This window comes from Rhizobium sp. NLR10b (assembly GCF_019685435.1).
Taxonomy (GTDB): Bacteria; Pseudomonadota; Alphaproteobacteria; order Rhizobiales; family Rhizobiaceae; genus Rhizobium.
Window position 1 is genome coordinate 337,249 of sequence record NZ_JABDWV010000003.1, and the last position, 17,513, is coordinate 354,761.

General features: G+C 61.5%; 20 protein-coding genes. 9 read left to right on the top strand and 11 right to left on the bottom strand.

Going from position 1 to position 17,513, the window contains the following annotated elements; translation table 11 throughout:
* Nucleotides 1-299 precede the first annotated feature (299 nt).
* On the top strand, nt 300-1,028 hold the full coding sequence (locus tag HJB91_RS06555) for a hypothetical protein (protein ID WP_259669841.1): 729 nt from the start codon (nt 300-302) through the stop codon (nt 1,026-1,028).
* 168 nt (nt 1,029-1,196) lie between these two features.
* Here HJB91_RS06555 and HJB91_RS06560 read toward each other — a convergent pair whose 3' ends face one another.
* The 5 genes from HJB91_RS06560 to HJB91_RS06580 all read right to left on the bottom strand — a co-directional run bounded on the left by HJB91_RS06560 (nt 1,197) and on the right by HJB91_RS06580 (nt 5,631).
* Nucleotides 1,197-2,018, bottom strand: coding sequence for a hypothetical protein (locus HJB91_RS06560; protein ID WP_221145949.1), 822 nt, complete (start codon nt 2,016-2,018; stop codon nt 1,197-1,199).
* A 217-nt stretch (nt 2,019-2,235) separates the two neighbouring features.
* The gene (gene nhaA, locus HJB91_RS06565; protein WP_221122740.1) at nt 2,236-3,417 is read right to left on the bottom strand and encodes a Na+/H+ antiporter NhaA; all 1,182 of its coding nucleotides are present in this window, start codon (nt 3,415-3,417) and stop codon (nt 2,236-2,238) included.
* Nucleotides 3,418-3,610: 193 nt separating this feature from the next.
* Nucleotides 3,611-4,228 carry a YceI family protein gene (locus HJB91_RS06570; protein ID WP_210629269.1) on the bottom strand — a complete coding sequence of 206 codons (618 nt, stop codon included), beginning with the start codon at nt 4,226-4,228 and terminating at the stop codon, nt 3,611-3,613.
* A 38-nt stretch (nt 4,229-4,266) separates the two neighbouring features.
* Nucleotides 4,267-5,082, bottom strand: coding sequence for an arylamine N-acetyltransferase (locus tag HJB91_RS06575; protein ID WP_259669842.1), 816 nt, complete (start codon nt 5,080-5,082; stop codon nt 4,267-4,269).
* A gap of 87 nt (nt 5,083-5,169) precedes the next feature.
* Nucleotides 5,170-5,631: a cupin domain-containing protein gene (locus HJB91_RS06580; RefSeq protein ID WP_221153896.1), complete on the bottom strand. Its 462-nt coding sequence runs from the start codon at nt 5,629-5,631 to the stop codon at nt 5,170-5,172.
* A 99-nt stretch (nt 5,632-5,730) separates the two neighbouring features.
* On the opposite strand from HJB91_RS06580, the gene HJB91_RS06585 reads away from it, so the two are divergent.
* The 6 genes from HJB91_RS06585 to HJB91_RS06610 all read left to right on the top strand — a co-directional run bounded on the left by HJB91_RS06585 (nt 5,731) and on the right by HJB91_RS06610 (nt 9,805).
* Nucleotides 5,731-6,624, top strand: a complete 894-nt coding sequence (locus tag HJB91_RS06585; protein ID WP_221153920.1) for a LysR family transcriptional regulator — start codon at nt 5,731-5,733, stop codon at nt 6,622-6,624.
* A 146-nt stretch (nt 6,625-6,770) separates the two neighbouring features.
* Complete coding sequence (locus HJB91_RS06590; protein ID WP_259669843.1) at nt 6,771-7,043, top strand: hypothetical protein; 273 nt, start codon at nt 6,771-6,773, stop codon at nt 7,041-7,043.
* Between the two features lie 200 nt (nt 7,044-7,243).
* Nucleotides 7,244-7,531 carry a DUF2282 domain-containing protein gene (locus HJB91_RS06595; RefSeq protein ID WP_210629265.1) on the top strand — a complete coding sequence of 96 codons (288 nt, stop codon included), beginning with the start codon at nt 7,244-7,246 and terminating at the stop codon, nt 7,529-7,531.
* A gap of 62 nt (nt 7,532-7,593) precedes the next feature.
* Nucleotides 7,594-8,481, top strand: coding sequence for a DUF692 domain-containing protein (locus tag HJB91_RS06600; RefSeq protein ID WP_221153929.1), 888 nt, complete (start codon nt 7,594-7,596; stop codon nt 8,479-8,481).
* 2 nt (nt 8,482-8,483) lie between these two features.
* Complete coding sequence (locus HJB91_RS06605; RefSeq protein ID WP_221102922.1) at nt 8,484-9,260, top strand: DUF2063 domain-containing protein; 777 nt, start codon at nt 8,484-8,486, stop codon at nt 9,258-9,260.
* On the top strand, nt 9,257-9,805 hold the full coding sequence (locus HJB91_RS06610; protein ID WP_247241680.1) for a DoxX family protein: 549 nt from the start codon (nt 9,257-9,259) through the stop codon (nt 9,803-9,805). Before HJB91_RS06605 ends, HJB91_RS06610 begins: the two co-directional genes overlap by 4 nt.
* 320 nt (nt 9,806-10,125) lie before the next feature.
* On the opposite strand, the gene adhP is transcribed toward HJB91_RS06610, so the two are convergent.
* Complete coding sequence (gene adhP / locus HJB91_RS06615) at nt 10,126-11,199, bottom strand: alcohol dehydrogenase AdhP (protein ID WP_210629262.1); 1,074 nt, start codon at nt 11,197-11,199, stop codon at nt 10,126-10,128.
* A gap of 392 nt (nt 11,200-11,591) precedes the next feature.
* Nucleotides 11,592-12,848 carry an arsenic transporter gene (locus tag HJB91_RS06620; RefSeq protein ID WP_221145953.1) on the bottom strand — a complete coding sequence of 419 codons (1,257 nt, stop codon included), beginning with the start codon at nt 12,846-12,848 and terminating at the stop codon, nt 11,592-11,594.
* Nucleotides 12,849-13,058: 210 nt separating this feature from the next.
* On the opposite strand from HJB91_RS06620, the gene HJB91_RS30590 reads away from it, so the two are divergent.
* Entirely contained in the window at nt 13,059-13,286 is a 228-nt protein-coding gene (locus HJB91_RS30590; protein ID WP_184457179.1) for a hypothetical protein, read from the top strand.
* Nucleotides 13,287-13,326: 40 nt separating this feature from the next.
* On the opposite strand, the gene HJB91_RS06625 is transcribed toward HJB91_RS30590, so the two are convergent.
* Nucleotides 13,327-13,935 (bottom strand): TetR/AcrR family transcriptional regulator, encoded by a 609-nt coding sequence (locus tag HJB91_RS06625; protein ID WP_221153931.1) that lies wholly within the window; start codon nt 13,933-13,935, stop codon nt 13,327-13,329.
* A 162-nt stretch (nt 13,936-14,097) separates the two neighbouring features.
* On the opposite strand from HJB91_RS06625, the gene HJB91_RS06630 reads away from it, so the two are divergent.
* Nucleotides 14,098-14,502 carry a RidA family protein gene (locus HJB91_RS06630; protein ID WP_221153941.1) on the top strand — a complete coding sequence of 135 codons (405 nt, stop codon included), beginning with the start codon at nt 14,098-14,100 and terminating at the stop codon, nt 14,500-14,502.
* Between the two features lie 89 nt (nt 14,503-14,591).
* Here HJB91_RS06630 and HJB91_RS06635 read toward each other — a convergent pair whose 3' ends face one another.
* The 3 genes from HJB91_RS06635 to HJB91_RS06645 are packed head-to-tail and all read right to left on the bottom strand — an operon-like array spanning nt 14,592 to nt 17,510.
* Nucleotides 14,592-15,530, bottom strand: a complete 939-nt coding sequence (locus HJB91_RS06635; RefSeq protein WP_221145957.1) for a dihydrodipicolinate synthase family protein — start codon at nt 15,528-15,530, stop codon at nt 14,592-14,594.
* A 10-nt stretch (nt 15,531-15,540) separates the two neighbouring features.
* Complete coding sequence (locus HJB91_RS06640; protein ID WP_221153954.1) at nt 15,541-16,494, bottom strand: ABC transporter ATP-binding protein; 954 nt, start codon at nt 16,492-16,494, stop codon at nt 15,541-15,543.
* Nucleotides 16,491-17,510, bottom strand: coding sequence for an ABC transporter ATP-binding protein (locus tag HJB91_RS06645; protein WP_221153956.1), 1,020 nt, complete (start codon nt 17,508-17,510; stop codon nt 16,491-16,493). The genes HJB91_RS06640 and HJB91_RS06645 overlap by 4 nt, the downstream gene beginning before the upstream one ends.
* Nucleotides 17,511-17,513: the final 3 nt, after the last annotated feature.

Below are 17,513 nucleotides of genomic sequence, written 5' to 3' on the forward strand. Positions count from 1 at the left end.
CATACATGCCGGTCGGCAGGGTGATGGAGGTCCGACTGGGCTCCCCTTACGGGCGTTCAGTCCTTCATTGAAACTTGCTGGTGCGACTCTTGCGCCTCGGCTAATATGCAATGGTGAAGCGCGGCAAGGGGGAAATAAGAAGAGCAGATTTGCTTCAACAATAAAGGTCAATCCGGATGATACCGGTGATCACTGCAACCGTTGAAAGAAGGTTCTCGAAGTACTGGAGGGGGAAGATGAAACGTAGAACTGCGCTTACCACGGCGTTCATTGGGGGGTTTCTATTCAGCGCTGGCGCCATGGCCGCTGACATCAAATCGCCGCTGACGCCGGAAGCTCATCAAGCTGAAACCGAAACGGGATGGACATTCGCATTCGCGCCCTACTTCTGGGCGGCAGGATTATCCGGCGATGTCGCGCAATTCGGACTGCCGACTGTCGATGTCGACATGAGCTTCAGCGATATTTTTGACCATCTCGACTTCGGGGCCATGGCTATTGGCGAGGCCCGCTACGACCGCTACAGCATTTTCGGCGACATCATATACACCAAAATTTCCGGCTCAGCAGGTACGCCCAGAGGGTTCATTGCCTCCGACGTAGAAGTTTCGACGGAGACATTCGCAGGCTTGCTCGGCGTCGGCTACTCGGTCATCGATGACAACACCTCGCGACTTGATGTCGTCGGAGCGGCGAGGGTCTGGTCTGTCGACACCGATATTTCGTTCAGCGGTGGCGTTCTGGATGGGGTGACGCGAAGCGATGGCGAGACATGGGTGGACGCGATGGCCGGCTTTCGCGGAAACTACTCCATCACGCCCGAGATCTATCTGACCGGATGGGGCCTGATCGGCGCCGGCCAGGCCGACCTCGATTGGGACGTCGCTGCTGCGATCGGCTACCGTTTCGGCGAGACCGTTTCAGCAGTCGTCGGCTACCGTGCCCTGGGCGTCGATTTCAGCAATGACGGCTTCGTCTTCGATGTAGTGCAACAGGGCCCGATTCTGGGATTGGTCATGCATTTTTGACCTGGTTTCAGGCAGACTTGCGAGCCAATGTCGAGGGCTAAGCCCATGCCGAGCCCCGCGCGGAAGTCCATCGTAGCCTTCAGCGGGCGGAGTGGCTGGCGCTGCGCGCAAAAACGAAAATTTGACGAACCGGCCCGGCAACTTCAGAATCGCTTCACAAACACGCATCTACCCGATGCTCGCCAAAACTTCGGATATAACGGAGAATTTCGTGGCCTGCCACCGTCTGTAGTCGAGGACGAATTTTGCGGAAATCCAGCAATCTCCGGTCATTTGGGCAGCCTCCCACCCGAGTAGTCCTTGATTTTGCGCGGCCGCCAACAATCTGCCGGCATGACTGCGGGAAATGACATATTCGGCCGCCGTCAATCGTGCGGAGACATCGCCCACCCAGGTGCGTTCACCTACGACCGGCGCGAGTGGCACACGCGACATGAGGTCATGCAATATATTGCTTCCGGATTCGGACCTCACGAACAGCGCGATGCTTTCTGGCGGACTGTACCAATCCGGATTGTTAAACAGCCGGCGGGCGATACGCGGCTGAGCGCGATAGAGAATTGTCTCATCCGCCTCCGACCGGCTACAGCGGTCTCCCGCGTCCATGCCGTCCAGGGAACGAAGGTGCCCTTCGAACCATTGTCGGATCAAGGCTTCAGCATAGGCGCTTGCCTGTAATGGGTTGGCGCGCCGATCCGTCGTCGCCACGGGCTCGAATAGTTTGTAGTAGGCCATCTCCTTCAGATGGGCGACCGCGGTGTTATGGCTGGCGACGTGATTCTCGACCAGAAACTTTGCAAGGTTGGAAGCGGTCAAAGGAGGACGGGACGGGTCGAGCTTCCGCTCAAAATGCAATGCCAATGCCGCCTGGCTGAGCAGCCACTTCTGCAGATCGGCAACGTAACGCACTATTCTGGGCGCACTGCGATGGATTGCCAGCAGCTCGGAGGCGGATTCGCGCAGAGCCGCGGCAAAGGCGGCGTCCGCCATGAGATCTTCAACACTGTAGCTGCGGCATCTGGTCTGCAGTGAGGCTGAACATAAAGATATCGACATTTTGAAACCGAAGTGCATGCGATGCTGGCGCGAGATAATAAAAACCGCGGATGGTCAAAAGTCACTGCGAGAGTCAGTAACTGGCAAGCTAATTGCCGGTCGAGTGCGCGGCACCGTCGACGGAAGCTGCAGCGTCTCTGGCCCCGCTGCGTCACGATCGCCGGTTGAATGTTGCGAGCATCGCCGCGCCGACCAGACCGGACAGCAGAGATCCCAGCAGGATGCCCATCTTCACATGGTCTTGGACGGTGGGGTCGTTGAATGCCAGCAACCCGATGAAGAGGCTCATGGTAAAGCCTATGCCGCAGAGGGCGGCCACGCCGATCATTTGCCCCCAGCTCGCCTTCGCGGGAAGGTCGGCCAGGCCGAGTTTGACGAGCAGAAAGACCGTGCTGAGAACGCCGGCCAGTTTTCCAAGTAGCAGGCCCGCCGCCACGCCGAGCGTCAATGGTTCTGTCAGCGTGGCTGCCGAGGCGCCGATGAAGGAGACGCCGGCATTGGCAAAGCCGAAGATCGGAACGACGATGAATGCGACTGGCCTGTGGAGGATGTGCTCGAGGTGGTGCAACGGCGACTGGTCGTGGCTTGCCTCGGGCGTACCAGGCGTCACCTTCAGCGGAATCGTCAGAGCGAGAAGAACGCCGGCCAGCGTCGCGTGGATGCCGGATGCGAAAACGAGCACCCACAGCACGGCGCCGAGCAGCAGATACGGCCAGAGCTTCAAAATCCTGGCGCGGTTCATGCCGTAGAGCGCCGCAAGCACTGCCGCAGCCCCTGCAAGCGCCAGGAGGTTGAGATCGTTCGTGTAGAACAGCGCAATGATCACGACCGCCCCCAAGTCATCGATGATCGCGAGTGCCGCCAGGAAGATCTTCAACGAGGCAGGCACCCGTGGGCCGAACAGCGAGATGACGCCGAGCGCGAATGCGATGTCCGTCGCGGTTGGGATCGCCCAGCCGCGCAGGGCGGCCGGGTTTTCCCAGTTGAACAGGATGTAGAAGAGGGCGGGGAAGAGCATGCCTCCCATTGCCGCCGCGCCCGGCAGGATGCGGCGGCTCCAGCTGGAGAGCTGGCCATCGAGCATTTCGCGCTTGATCTCGAGCCCGACGAGGAGAAAGAAAAGCGCCATCAGCGCGTCATTGATCCAGTGCAGCAGGCTGAGCGGCCCCAGATGGATGTGAAGCGCGTGGAAGTAAGCCTCTGCGAGTGGTGAGTTCGCCGTCACGATCGCCGCCAAGGCGACTGCCATCAGCACGAGACCGCCCGACGCTTCGCTGTCGAGGAACTGACGAAGGGTGGATCGGATGAGGCCTGGAGAGATTGGCGACGACACCGGTCAGCGCTCCCTTTGTTTTGGAAGGTTGATCTTCAGTCTCCGTCGATTTCGGGAAAGCCCGCGGCGCACGCAGCACACGCCATCCCCTGCAGGATAAAGGGGCCGCATCGCCATTTCCAGCGAAATCGACCCGATCCGGAAAGATCATGGAGAGGCGCAGGGTTCGTTGGACCTGCCATTCGCTTCATTTTCACTGAAACGAGTAACCAGCCGGCACCATCTGCGTTTCTATCGTGAAGGTGACGATGTCGCCGAGTTCGGGGATTGCGAAATCCAGCCCCCAATCGCTGCGACGGATGCTGCCGGTCGCCGAGAAGCCGATCTTCGGGACGCCCATCATCGGGTGCTCCGCCATTGAGCCGTTGAAGGTCACGTCGAGCGTTGCCGGGTGCGTCACGCCGCGCAGGGTCAGGAGGCCTTCGACGGTGCCGGTCTTCTCGCCCGTCACGTGGATCGTCCTGGAAACGAAGGTGATCGGCTTGGCTGCAAGGAAGTTCTCGTCTCCGCCGATCTCCGCATCGAAGTTGACCTTCTCAGGCCAGGGATAGTCGGTGCGGACCGAAAGCGGATCGATCGTGACCGAAAGCGTGGAGGTTTCCGGCTTTTGCGGCTTCCAGTCGAGCCGCGCATCGACTCCGGTAAAGCGGGCCGTGTAGTGGGACAGGCCGGAATGGTCGAAGGACCAATTGAAACTCGAATGCGAAGGATCGGTCTTGTAGGCACCGCCCGGTGCAGGATCAGCGGCGGCGGCAGAGGTGAAGGCCGTGCTCAAGGCCAGAGCAAGGGTGCATGCGGTTGTACGAAGCATTGATAGTTCCTCGGATGTGAAATGGTGTGGCTGTCGGCTCAGGCCGCCTTGTCGCGGTGGATCGTCTGGAGGCGCTCCCAGACGCGGCCGGGCTGGGGGATGTCGAGATCGAATACTGCCTGGAATGTGTCGCCGAGATGGCTCGCGCTCGTAATGCGCTCCTCGCTGAGGCTGTTCGCCGTCACACGGCGCAGACGGTCGTTCTGGAGGGCGACGTAGCCGTCCGCCGTGTGCCGCAACACCGCGAGCGCATGGGTGAACGGCGAGCCGGGATCGTGCATCAGCCAGCCTTGTGTTGCGGCCATCGCGGCTTCGTCGCTGTGGTCGAGCCGGAAATCGAAGCTTTTCGCGATGCCGAGCACCTGATTATTGAAGCGCAGCCAGCTCCCGTCGGCCGGCATGATGGAGAAGTCAAAGCCGCGTTGGCTGATCGGCCCGGCCACAAGCGGCACCGGCTCGATGATGGCGTCGGCTACGCCGACCTCGGCGAGATAGGAACGGTCGAGGTCGACCCGCAGCGTCAGATGATTGCCGATGGCGATGTCGCCGAGCTTTTCGCGATCGACGGCGCCGCAAAGGCGGGTCACACGGAAACCCAGGGCTGCAAGCGCGGCGCCGAAGAGGCCGTTCATCTCATAACACCAGCCGCCGCGCCGCCCCTCGACCATCTTGGCGAATGCCGCAGCCGGGGTGATCTGGGAAGGCCATCCCATGAAGGCGTCCAGTGCCTCCCATGTAAAGCTCATGAGATGGGCGCGGTGCAACTGCGACAAGCTGTCGATGTCGAGGCGCGACGGCCGCTCGACTCCGATCCGGGCCAGATAGGCATCTATCTGTGGGGCTGTCAGGGGCATTGCGTTTTCATTTGAACGTGCATGTGTCATCGTTCGGTCTCCTTTCATTGGACCGTTGCTCAGGTTCGGCGGTGCGACTCTGTTGGTTCAGGCGACCTTGCGGCCGTCCTCAGGTGGGAAGGTCAGCCCGAAACTTTTGGCGACCGAGGCGACCTGCTCAGGTGTTTCGGGCTTGCAGAGTTCTACGATCGAAAAGAAACTTTCGAACCCGCCCGGTGTGACCACGACCATGAGGTGGCCCTCCGTTTTCCCCACATTGCGGAAACGGTGTGGCACACCACGCGGCAATGCGATGCAGCCGCCTTCCGCAAGTTCGACATAATCTCCGGCGCACCAGAAGCCGAAGCGCCCGGCAAGCACGCGGAAGAACTCGTCCTCGCGCTCGTGTACGTGCAGCGGCGGTCCTTCGCCGGCCGGCACGAAAGCTTCGAACATGCCGAGCGAACCGCCAGTATTGGCCGCCATTATGCGGATGACATGCTTGCCGAACGCCATTGCCGGCGTCCCACGCCCGGACGGCGAGACCGCAGCTTGGGTGAATGTCATCATGTCGGGTCTCCTTTGCTTGAGTACGCCCCACCGATTACTTTGCGCCCTCTCCTATGATAAGAGGGATTAACTGACATCATTGTTCGGATAATTGTACTCATGAAAACGCTTGATCCGCTTGACGGGATTGCCGCATTCCTAACGGTTTCCACGCATCTGAGCTTCACGAAGGCGGCCGAGGAACTGAGCATGGCGCGGGCGACGGTCGGCGCCCAGGTCAGGCAGCTCGAGGATCGCCTTGGCATCCGCCTCTTTCAAAGATCGACGCGCAAGATCGTCCTGACGGAGGCCGGGGCAGCCTACAGGGAAGCGCTTTCGGGAATTCTGCCGCAGATAAGAGAGGCCGAACGGGCCGCAATCTCGTTTCAGAAGGAAGCTGTCGGGCGATTGCGGGTGTCGGCGCCACCCGACCTCGGGCAACTCGTGATCGTGCCGGCAGTTTCGGAGTTCCTCAAACTCAATCCGGCTGTGTCTATCGAACTCGACCTGTCACATCGGCCCGTGAACTTGGTCGAGGATGGCTTCGACCTTGCAATTCGAGGCCGCCTTGAGGTCGATATCAATCTCATCACCCGACAACTGGCGACATCGTCAATCGTAATTTCCGCTTCACCGGCCTATATTGCCGAACACGGGGCACCAATGACGCCGCACGACCTCGCTCACCACGCCTGCCTCCACTTCGCCGAACTAAGATGGGGGCGGATTTGGCCGTTCAGCAGGGACGGTGAGGAGTTTCGCATCCCCATCGTACCCCGCCTGGAACTTAATCACAGTCTTGGTCTGCGCGACGCCGCCGTGCTCGGACTCGGCATTGTCCTTCTGCCCGACTTTATCGTCGGGGAAGACCTCAGGCAGGGCCGGTTGGTCCGTCTTCTCCCAGATTGGGATATCAGTACGATACAGTTGCAAGCGGTCTATCCGGCCAATCGCCATATCGCGGTAAAGGTCCGACGCTTCGTCTCGTTCCTGGCAGGCAAACTGCGACTATAGACGAGGTCCCAATCACCTATGGCATACAGCCTATCGAGACGCTGCTGAGCCCGTTCCCTGTCTCGAAGAATGCGGCTACTCCACCGGAATTTCGACCCCGATCGCGCCGATCATTCATCACCGCGGCGACGAACGAGCTTTACATCGTGAAGGGTGTTGCCGGCATTCTGCTGCGCCTGATGCTCGACTGGCATCTGAGCGATGGCAGAAGCGAGTTCACGAACCGAGAAACGCGGTTGACCGCCGGCGCACGCATGCCGGAGATCAAGGACAATCTCGAAACCCGGCTCTTGCTGTTGCGCCGCCGGCTTGAAGAAAAGCAGGCGCCCATCCGCCTCGCCCGCATCGGCAGGGGCCGCGTCAGGCTGGAGGCGGAAGGACCGCTGTTCCTGGAAGCCGTCGCAGGGGAATCCCCCTAAGCTGAGTGCCGGCGCAATCCTCCGGCGGCGCCTGCGCCAAACGAGCACCACCACTGTCCCACGAGCAAAGCCGTACCATCGTGCGAAGGCCGATCACCAATTCGTGTTCGTCATGCCTGTAACAAGCGGGATCGTCGGCTCGAAAGAGGGATTACGCGGCCGATGACCGGTGCGCGGATATTTGCAAGAGGAGACCATCCATGAACCGTTCCACTCTCACCCTCGCCCTCGCAGGCTCGCTCGCCACTGCGATTTCATCCGCTGCCTTCGCCGCGCCGCTGCCGGCGGAGAAAATGGTGGGCAACGAGAAATGCTATGGCATCGCGCTCAAGGGTCACAATGATTGTGCCGCCGGTGCCGGCACGACCTGCGCCGGGACATCGACGATGGATTATCAGGGGAACGCCTGGAAGGCCGTCCCGGCCGGCACCTGTGTCAGCATGAATGTCAACGGGCACATGGGTAAGCTCGAGCCGACCAAAGGCTGACCCGAAAGCGGAGGCCCGACACCCGGGCCTCCATCTTTTCTGGCCAAATCGGGAGAATTGCGATGACCGTTTCAACAAACCGACCTGTCCTCCTGCCTGCGCGGGCCGGCCTCGGCTTAAAACCCGAGCATTACGACACTATTCTGGCCGATCTGCCGGATGTCGGCTTCTTTGAGGTCCATGCCGAGAACTACATGGGCGCAGGTGGGCCGCCGCATTGCTATCTCCAAGCCATCACGGAACACTATCCGCTGTCGCTGCACGGTGTCGGCTTGTCGATCGGCGCGGCGCGCGGGCTCGACACGGCGCATCTGAATCGACTTCGCAGCTTGATCGACTGCTATCGGCCGCAGAGCTTTTCCGAACATCTGGCCTGGTCGACGCATGAAACGGGATTTCTCAACGATTTGTTGCCGCTACCCTACACGGAAGAAACGCTGGCACGCGTCGTCGACCATGTCGATGAAACGCAACAGGCGCTCGGGCGACAATTGCTGCTGGAAAACCCTTCCACCTATACACTATTCGCCGACAGTACGATCGATGAAGTGGATTTTCTGGGGGCGATCGCGCAGCGGACGGGCTGTGGCCTTCTGCTCGACGTCAACAATGTGATGGTCTCGGCGGTGAACCACCGGCTCGATGCCGCCACCTATATAGATCGTTTTCCGGTCGAGCTCGTCGGCGAGATTCACCTTGCCGGCTACGACGAAACCGTCGACTCCACCGGCGACCGGCTGCTGATTGACGCGCACGCGACGGCCGTGAAGAGCGATGTATTGGCGCTCTACGAACATACCCTCGCGCGCACCGGCGCACTCCCGACGCTGATTGAATGGGACAATAATGTTCCGGATTTCGCCACACTGTATTCAGAGGCGAAACGTGTGGATGCGATGCTCGCCGCCGAAACGTTTCGCCGCGGCGGGCACCGGACCCGGGCGGCGTGACGATGGATTTCCCAACTTGCCAAACCGCCTTCGCCGATGCCTTGCTGCATGCCGAGCGGCCGGTGCCGGACGGCGTGATCAATGCACGCGGCAAGCCCGACGCGGCGCGGTTTGCGGTATACCGCAACAATGTATTCGTCGGGCTGACAAAGGCGCTGGCGCAACGCTTTCCGGTGACGGAGAGGCTCGTCGGTTCGGAATTCTTTGCGGCCATGGCGCGGGCCTACGCCCAGAATCATAAGCCGGCCTCGCCGCTGATCATGGAATATGGCGACGATTTCCCCGACTTCATCACAGCTTTCGAGCCTGCAGGCACGCTTGTCTACCTGCCTGACGTCGCCCGGCTCGAGGCCGCTTGGACGGAGGCTTACCACGCCGCAGACAGCGCGTCTCTCGATCCTGCGGCACTGAGAGCCGTGGCGCCCGAGATTCTTTCGGATTTGCGGCTCGTCCCGCACCCCTCGGCGCACCTGATCCTATCGAATTTTCCGGTTGGTTCGATCTGGAGCGCACATCAAGAGGAGATGGTTTCGCCGGTCTCCGACTGGGGCGGCCAAGCGGTCCTGGTCGTGCGACCGGAGATGTCGGTGAATGTTCATATCCTGCCGCCGCGGGACGCCGTTTTTGCAGCCGCCTTGTTCAATGCCGCCACTCTTGGCGAGGCGGCAGAGGCGGCATTTGCGGCTGCCCCCGAATTCGATTTCGGAACGGCGCTGGTCGGCCTTGCCGGTCTCGGCGCGTTCAGCACCCTTCAACAGTATAAAGGAAACTCCACATGAAAACCGAAATGGTCCCTTCGTACGGCTTTGGTGCTGCCGCTGCCTCCCTCGTCACGCGTGCGGAAGGCCTGCTCGCCTCCGTTCCCAGGTCGCTGCCGCTCTTGGCATTGCGTTTTGCGCTGGCTATTCCCTTCTTCAAGTCGGGGCTGACGAAATGGGACGGCTTCCTGACGCTTTCATCGGGCGCAAGATATCTTTTCGAGCAGGAGTTCAAGCTTCATGTCTTCGGCAGCGCAGTCGCCTACCCGTTTCCTCTGACGATGGCGACGGCCGCCGGAATCGGAGAATTGGTCCTGCCAATTCTGCTGATCCTCGGCCTGGCCACACGCTTCGCTGCTCTCGGTCTGCTTCTGATGACGGCGATCATCCAGCTCACCATCCCGGATGGCTGGGCGAATTTTCACTTGCCCTGGGCGGCAATGGCGCTGGCATTGGTCGTGTTCGGTGGGGGCAAGATCGCGGTTGATCCGTTTGTCTTTGCAGCGCCGCAAATGACGCGGCGGCCACACGCGTCATCTCCCCGAGGCGGCGCTCAGCCGGGATGAAGCCTTGCGCCGGACCGGAAAGATGCTGGCGTAGAACTGTCCGGCGTCAATGGCGTCGGCGGCTGCCACGCTCTCGACCATCTCATGGTCCTGCGATCCTGCCGCAGTGCTGGCATCCAACACGCTAGCGGCCGGTGCTGTGATCAACGTCAGCAATGGAAGGAACTCGAAGCGCAGCCGGAACCGACCAGCGTTTCGATCTCAGCCCCAGCCTGGGCCTTGCCCCGTCCACCGGATTGGCCGGGCCGAGGCGCTCCGGTTTTCGAAGCGAAGTGTCTCCGCCGCTCCCCCGAGCGCGGCGGAGACACGCAGCGCGCCAGCTATGCTGCGGACTGGTCCCGCGCTGCGAAGATGCTCGCCTCTCCTGCGATATCGAGCACTGTGCGGCCCTCGATCGTTCCCGCTTTGAGATCGGCAAAGATATCGTTGATGTTGTCGAGTGGCGCCTTGGAGATTTCGGCGCGAACCTTGCCTTCGATAGCGAAAGCCAGCGCCTCATCGAGATCGCGGCGCGTGCCGACGATCGAGCCGCGTACGGTGATGCGCTTCAGCACGACATCGAAGATCGGTGTCGGGAAGTTGCCCGGCGGCAGGCCGACGAGGCTGACGGTGCCTTTGCGACGCACCATGCCGAGCGCCTGCGAGAAAGCGGGCGGCGAGACGGCGGTGACGAGAACACCATGCGCACCGCCGCTTGTTGCCTTCAGCACCTTCTCGACGGTGTCTTCAGCGCGTGCGTTGAGCGCGAGATCGGCGCCGACCTGGCGGGCAAGGTCGAGTTTGGCGGCAGCGACATCGAGAGCAACCACCTTGAGACCCATCGCTTTGGCATATTGGATCGCAACATGGCCGAGGCCGCCGACGCCCGATATCGCCACCCATTCGCCGGGCCGCGCTTCGGTTTCCTTCAGCCCCTTATAGGTCGTGACACCGGCGCAGAGGATTGGCGCGATCTCCGCGAAATCGACACCGGCAGGAAGGCGGGCGGCGAAAGCGGCCGAGGCAATGACATATTCGGCAAAGCCGCCATTGCAGCTGTAGCCGGTATTGTGCTGGTGTTCGCAGAGGGTTTCCCAACCGGTTTCGCAATATTCGCAGCGCAAGCAGGCATCGTGCAGCCAGGCGACGCCGACGGCGTCGCCTTCCTTGAATTCGGTGACGCCGGGACCGAGAGCAGCAACGACCCCGGCCGCTTCGTGACCGGGAATGAAGGGCGGCAACGGTCTGACCGGCCAATCGCCCTCGGCGGCATGCAGATCGGTATGGCATACTCCGCAGGCAGCGACCTTCACCAGGATTTCACCTGGGCCCGGAACAGGCACTGGCACGCATTCGATTGCGAGCGGCTTGCCGAACTCCCGAACCACTGCCGCCTTCATCATCTTACTCGTCATGATCTTCGTCCCTTCACGATGATTATCCGGCTCGGATAATGCAGGCATCGCACACTCGCCACATTGACCCATCGCAAAGAGCGGCCCCGTTGACCCAGAGGGAAGGGGGAGACTGTTCTGGCAGCCATCAATAAGAGAGGCCGGATACGAAACCGGCATGTCTGGAGGCACCACGGGAATGGGAGCGGCCATGAGATGTCTCCTGCACGAAAGTGCCGGCAGCCTGGCGCACATCACCCGGGAAGGCCTTAGCCGGCCTCGTCGAGGGACCTTGCCGCTTCAAGCAGAAGCTGCTTCATTTTCTCGCGAACCGTCTGAGCGCCAATCGCGGCGTCTGCGCTTCCAAAAAGCTGAACCGCTCTCGGTAACGCAGGCGCAGCGCCTGTAGGCAATCAAAACAGAAGGAGCGATGCCAGAGACAGAATGAGCGCGGGGAACATGACGACGGTTCCGAGTTTTAGAAACGTCCAGGCGCCGATATGCAGGCCTTCGCGGCGCAGCGCAGACAGCCACAAGATCGTTGCCAGCGACCCCGTCACCGACAGATTGGGGCCGAGATCGACGCCGATCAGCACGGCGCCGGCGATCTTGTCGGAGACGCCGGCCGCCTGAACCACGCTGCCGGCAAGCAGTCCGGCGGGAAGATTGTTCACGAGGTTGCAGATCACGCCGACGAGAAGGCCCGCCACGCCGATCGCCTGCGATTGCGAGGACGAGGCAAGCGCAGCCAGCTGATCAGAGAGAATGTTCGTCAGGCCGGTGTGATCGAGAGATTCGACGATGACGAATAGGCCGGCGACCAGCGGCAGAACGCTCCAGCTGATGCCCTTCATCGTCTCGGCCGGGCTTTGCCGCGTGAGCATCAGAACGATCGCGGTGGTGATCGTGCCTGCAACAAAGGTCGGCACGCCGAGATCGACATGCATCGCCGACGCCGCGATAAGAATAATGGCCGTCAGCAGGATTCCCCATCCCGCCAGCCGGGCGCTGTGGGAGAGGGGCGCCCGTTGCGTGTCCGCGGCAAGAGTGTCTTCTGCGAGGGCGCTGCGCTGCGTCCAGTAGAGGCAGAGGAACGTGGCGACGATCGAAATGATCGACGGCAGCATGAATGTCGACAGCCAACGGGACAGCGGCGGCATGTCACCGCCGGCAAAGATCACCAGATTGGCCGGATTGGAAATTGGCAGAACGAAGCTTGCGGCATTGGCGATGAAGGCGCAGATCAACAGATATGGCATCGGGTCCTTCACCCGCGCCGTCCGGCAGGCGGCATAGACGGCCGGTGTCAGCACCACGGCTGTCGCATCGTTGGAAAGAAAGACGGTGACAACCACCCCGACAAGATAGACCAGCACGAAGAGACGCCGGGGTGATCCTTTGGCGTAGGCGATTGCAATGGCGGCGATCCAGTCGAACAGGCCTTCGCGCCGGGCAAGTTCCGACAGCAGCATCATGCCGATCAAAAAGAGATAAACGTCGCCGCCCTTGGCGACGCCTGCCAGGGCATCATGGGGGCCGAGCAGGCGGAAGGCGAGCAGGAGCAGGGCGCCGAAGACGGCCCAGATCGCTTCCGGCCACCGAAAGGGACGGACGACGACGCCCATCGCAGTGAGGCCGGCGATCCCCCAGGTCATGGCATGTTCAATCATTTGCAATCGCGTTCGGTTGGGGCGCGGCAGAACAGCCGCCAAGGTTGATGCAAGAGCTTTTCGGGATCGAATACATGTTTGGTCGGGCAGTGACAAATCCGATTATCTTGAAAAGCCGCTAATACCAGAAGCAGCAGCTCAATCGGCCAACGGAACAATCACAGCAGGATCTGGTTTAACTCGCACCACGTATCTCCGGCGGAGGTGACGATGTGGGCAGTTCTGATTGGCGCCGCGCTCATAATTGGCGGCCTTGTTTTTCTCTTGCGGCCGACGCTTCGTCGAAAGCCGAGTGATCCGCACCTGATGCCGCAAGGCGGCGCCACGCTTGAACCGCGGCGCCAAGGGCTGAGATTTCTCAGCTTGGCGCGGAACTGGCCGGCCCTGGTTGTCATCGCGGTCGGTGCGGTTTTTCTGGTTTTCGGGAGCTACTGGTGACAGACACAGTGTTGGCCCACTCCGCAGCGCATCTCTCCCATCAAGATTCCCGGTTTGCCGCCGACGCCTTGAGAAGGCCTGCAGCCAAGGCGCCGAAGGCCTCGACAGCTTTCGGCAGCACATCCTGCGGCTCGTCACTGGCAGCGATCCAGAGGGCGGCATTGAGCGCGGCACCGTTGAGCAGCCGGGCGGCTGCTTCCGCGTCGACCGGCTTGAGGGCGCCCTGCGCGATAAGGCGATCGATTGTCTGCCTGGTTGCCTGAAGGCAGCTGCTCTGGCTCGGCCATTGTGACGGATCACCCAATACGGCAGGCCCGTCGAGCAGAACGATGCGTTGGACCTCCGGATCAAGCGCCATTTCGATATAAGCCGCGCCCTCTGCGAGCAGACCTTGCCAGTCATCACCCGCACGGGCGCCGATCTCCTGGGCGCGGGACGCCATTTCCGTTTCGATCTGATCGACGACTGCCGCAAGCAGCCCGCGCTTGTCTCCGAAGTTGTGGTACAGCGCTCCGCGCGTCAGGCCTACCTCTGCGGTCAGCTCATCCATCGACGCGGCCGCGTATCCCTTCTCGGCAAAAGCCTTTCGCCCGGCCGCGATCAGCTTCATACGATTTTCCTCCATCGTCTCGCTGCGCCGTTTGACCATCTCGTCTCCAAATTTTGGTATACGTCCCGTATATGAACTTGACATACGGCCCGTATGCAGGCATTTCATATACGCACCGTATATCAGATTACGCGGCGGGCTGTGAAGCTCCTTAGACGGCCTGCTGCTCATTGGTGTTCCATCAACGACAAGGATCGACAAATGGCCCAACGCGAAGCAATCTTTCCCGCAGGCAGGAATGCCCTTTACGAAAAACACGGCTATTCGGCCGCCATCCGAACTGGCGATCTTCTGTTCGTCTCCGGCCAGGTCGGCAGCCGTTCCGATGGTACGCCTGAACCCGACTTTGAACGCCAGGTTCGGCTGGCTTTCGACAACCTGAAGGCAACGCTGGATGCTGCAGGCTGCGGCCTCGACGACATCGTCGATGTAACGACGTTCCATACGGACCCCGAAAACCAGTTTGAAACAATCCTGGCCATCAAGCAGGAGCTTTTCAGCAAGCCACCCTATCCGAACTGGACGGCGATCGGCGTGAACTGGCTGGCCGGCTTCGATTTCGAGATCAAGGTCATTGCCCGCATCCCGTCCACCGCCCGATTTTAGGATGATGCCAGGCATCCCGTTCGGGCTGCATGGTTGGACTGTGACAATAGACGGGTGCCGGACGATGCAATCATCATTCGACTCGCGACCTATCGGGGGAAGAGCTCCGGGATGATCCTGCGGGCGCGATCGCGCAAAAACACCGCCTCTCGCTCGTCGACAAAGCGGTAAGGCCATCTCAGCCTGGTCGTGACCGGGCCCCAGTTGCCGATCACAGCGAGCAGTTTGTCGAGGGCGGCATTTGAATAGCCGCGGTCACGGCGAAACGGGACGATGTGATTGTCCATGAAGGCGCAGATGCGGCTTTCGATGTTGAGCGCCGCCTCGAGATCCCTGCGCATCAGCTCTGTCCAGGCCTGCGCGCCGCGGGGATGGAGACAGGCAACGTTCGAAAACGCCCCGGCGGCCACGCCCTGCTTCATGCCGGTTGCGAGATGGTGGCCTGGAATGAACAGCGAAAATTCGGGAAGGTGTGCTCGCGCCTGCGAAAACCAGGCATCGTCTCCATCGGCGACCTTCATCCCGACCACTGACGGGCAGGGGCCGCAAACCTCGCTGAGCTCGGCTGGCGACAGGACACGTTTCGCATGCGGCGGATTGTAGAGGATGAGCGGGATTCCTTGGGCGACGTCTGATGCCCGTTTCAGGAAATCGATGGCTTCGAGATTGGTGAGCGGCCACCAGTCGGGGAGGATTACCTGAAGCGCCAATGGCTTATGAACGGTTGCACGGCGCAGCCGATCGAGCATGATCATCGGATCGGGCTGGCAGGCGCCGATGACGAACGGCATTCCGGCCGCGCGGCAACGCGAGACCAGCACGTCCTGAATTCGCTCGTACTCCGCTTCGCTCTGGTTGTGGAATTCTCCCGCCGTGCCGTTCGAATAGATGCCGTCGACCCCGGCGGCGATCAGTATGTCAATTTCCTCGGCGAGCTTTTCGAAATCGATGCTGTCGTCGTCGGCGATGGGCAGCAGCAGGCTTGCCCAGTTGCCCGCGATCGGGTGGCGGCGGGTCGTGGTGGTCATCGCACGTCCTTCAATTCAGGTCATCACGGATGCAGGCCTTGAAATGACCGGGCTTCATTTCGCGCAGCTCCGGCACGGTCTCGCCACAGGCGGGCAGAGCGTTTGGACAGCGCGTGCGGAAGACGCAACCGCTCGGCGGATTGGCGGGGCTCGGAATATCGCCCTTCAGGATCTGGCGATCGCGCGGCGCATCGGGATCGGGCGAGGGGATCGCGGAGAGAAGCGCCCGCGTATAGGGATGCAGCGGCCTGGCATAAAGCGCGGCACTGGGCGCGATTTCCATGATCCGGCCGAGATAGAGCACGATCACCCGGTCGCAGATATATTCGACCACGGCGAGGTCGTGACTGATGAACAGCATGGCCAGATCAAGGCGCTGCTGCAGGTCGCGCAGAAGATTGATCACCTGCGCCTGGATCGAAACATCGAGCGCCGAGACCGGCTCGTCGGCGACGATGAATTCGGGCGCGAGCGTCAGCGCGCGCGCGATGCCGATCCGCTGCCGCTGGCCGCCCGAGAATTCGTGGGCATACCGGTTGACGGCGTCCGGCGGAAGATCGACCTGTTCGAGCGCCTCGCGGGCACGTTCTAATCTCTCTCTTGCCGTCCCCAAGCCCTGGATCCTCAGCCCCTCGGTCAGGATTTCGCCGATTGTCATGCGCGGCGACAGGCTCGCGAACGGGTCTTGGAAAATATATTGCATCCGGGGCCGCAGACGCCGCATTTCGGATGAGGACAAGGCGGTGAGTTCGGTACCGTCGAAGCGGACGCTGCCGGCCGACGGTTCGACCAGCCGCAGGACCGATCGGCCGATCGTGGTCTTGCCGCTGCCGGATTCGCCGACCAGCCCGACCACCTCGCCCTTGCCGATATCGAAGGATATGGCCTGCAGGACGGTCAGCCTGGTTCCGCGGGACGTATAGTGCTTGCCGAGATCGCGGACGGAGAGAAGGGGCTCGCTCATCTGATCTCCTGCCAGCGAATGCAGCGGCTGTGGTGGCGCGGATTGACCTCGGCCAGCGGTGGCACCGCCGGGCGGCAGGAGTCGATGGCAAATTTGCAGCGTGGTTGGAAAGCGCAGCCGGCCGGCATGTTCATCAGGCTCGGCACGACGCCGGGAATGGCCGCCAACCTTTCGCCCGCCTGCTTCATCCGGCTCGCATCGCCGAGTTTCGGCATCGAGGCCAGGAGGCCGATCGTATAGGGATGTCTCGGATTGCGGAAAACCTCGGCCACCGGCCCGGTCTCGACGATCCGCCCGGCATACATCACCGCCACCCGATGCGCGATTTCGGCGACGACGCCGAGATTATGGGTGACGAAGAGCATGGCCATGCCGCGTTCGCGTTGCAGCGTCTGCAGAAGGGCTAGAATCTGCGCCTGGATAGTGACGTCGAGCGCCGTCGTCGGCTCGTCGGCGATCAGCAGCGTCGGGTCGCAGGCAAGGGCCATGGCGATCGTGGCGCGCTGGCGCATGCCGCCGGAGAGCTCGTGCGGATATTGACCGGCGCGGCGCCCGGCATCGGGAATGCCGACGCTGTCGAGAAGGGCGACGGCCACATCCATGGCGGCCTTCCGGGCCGCCCGGCGATGGATGCGGATTGGCTCCGAAATCTGGTCGCCGATCGTGTAGACCGGGTTGAGGCTCGACATCGGCTCCTGAAAGACCATGCCGATGTCATTGCCGCGAATGGCACGCATGTCCTCTTCGATGAGCGCGACAAGATCGCTGACCGTACCGTTCTTGCGCTTCAAATGGATGCTGCCGGCGGCGATCGCACCAATATTGCGGGTCAGAAGCCGCATGACCGAAAGGCTGGTGACCGATTTGCCTGAACCGGACTCGCCGACAAGCGCAAGCGTCTCGCCGGCAGTCACCGTCAGATCGATGCCGTTCACCGCCGTCACTTCGCCCGAGCGGATACGGAAGACGGTCCGCAGCCCTTTGACGTCGAGAATGGTGTCGGCGGTCTGTTGCATGGC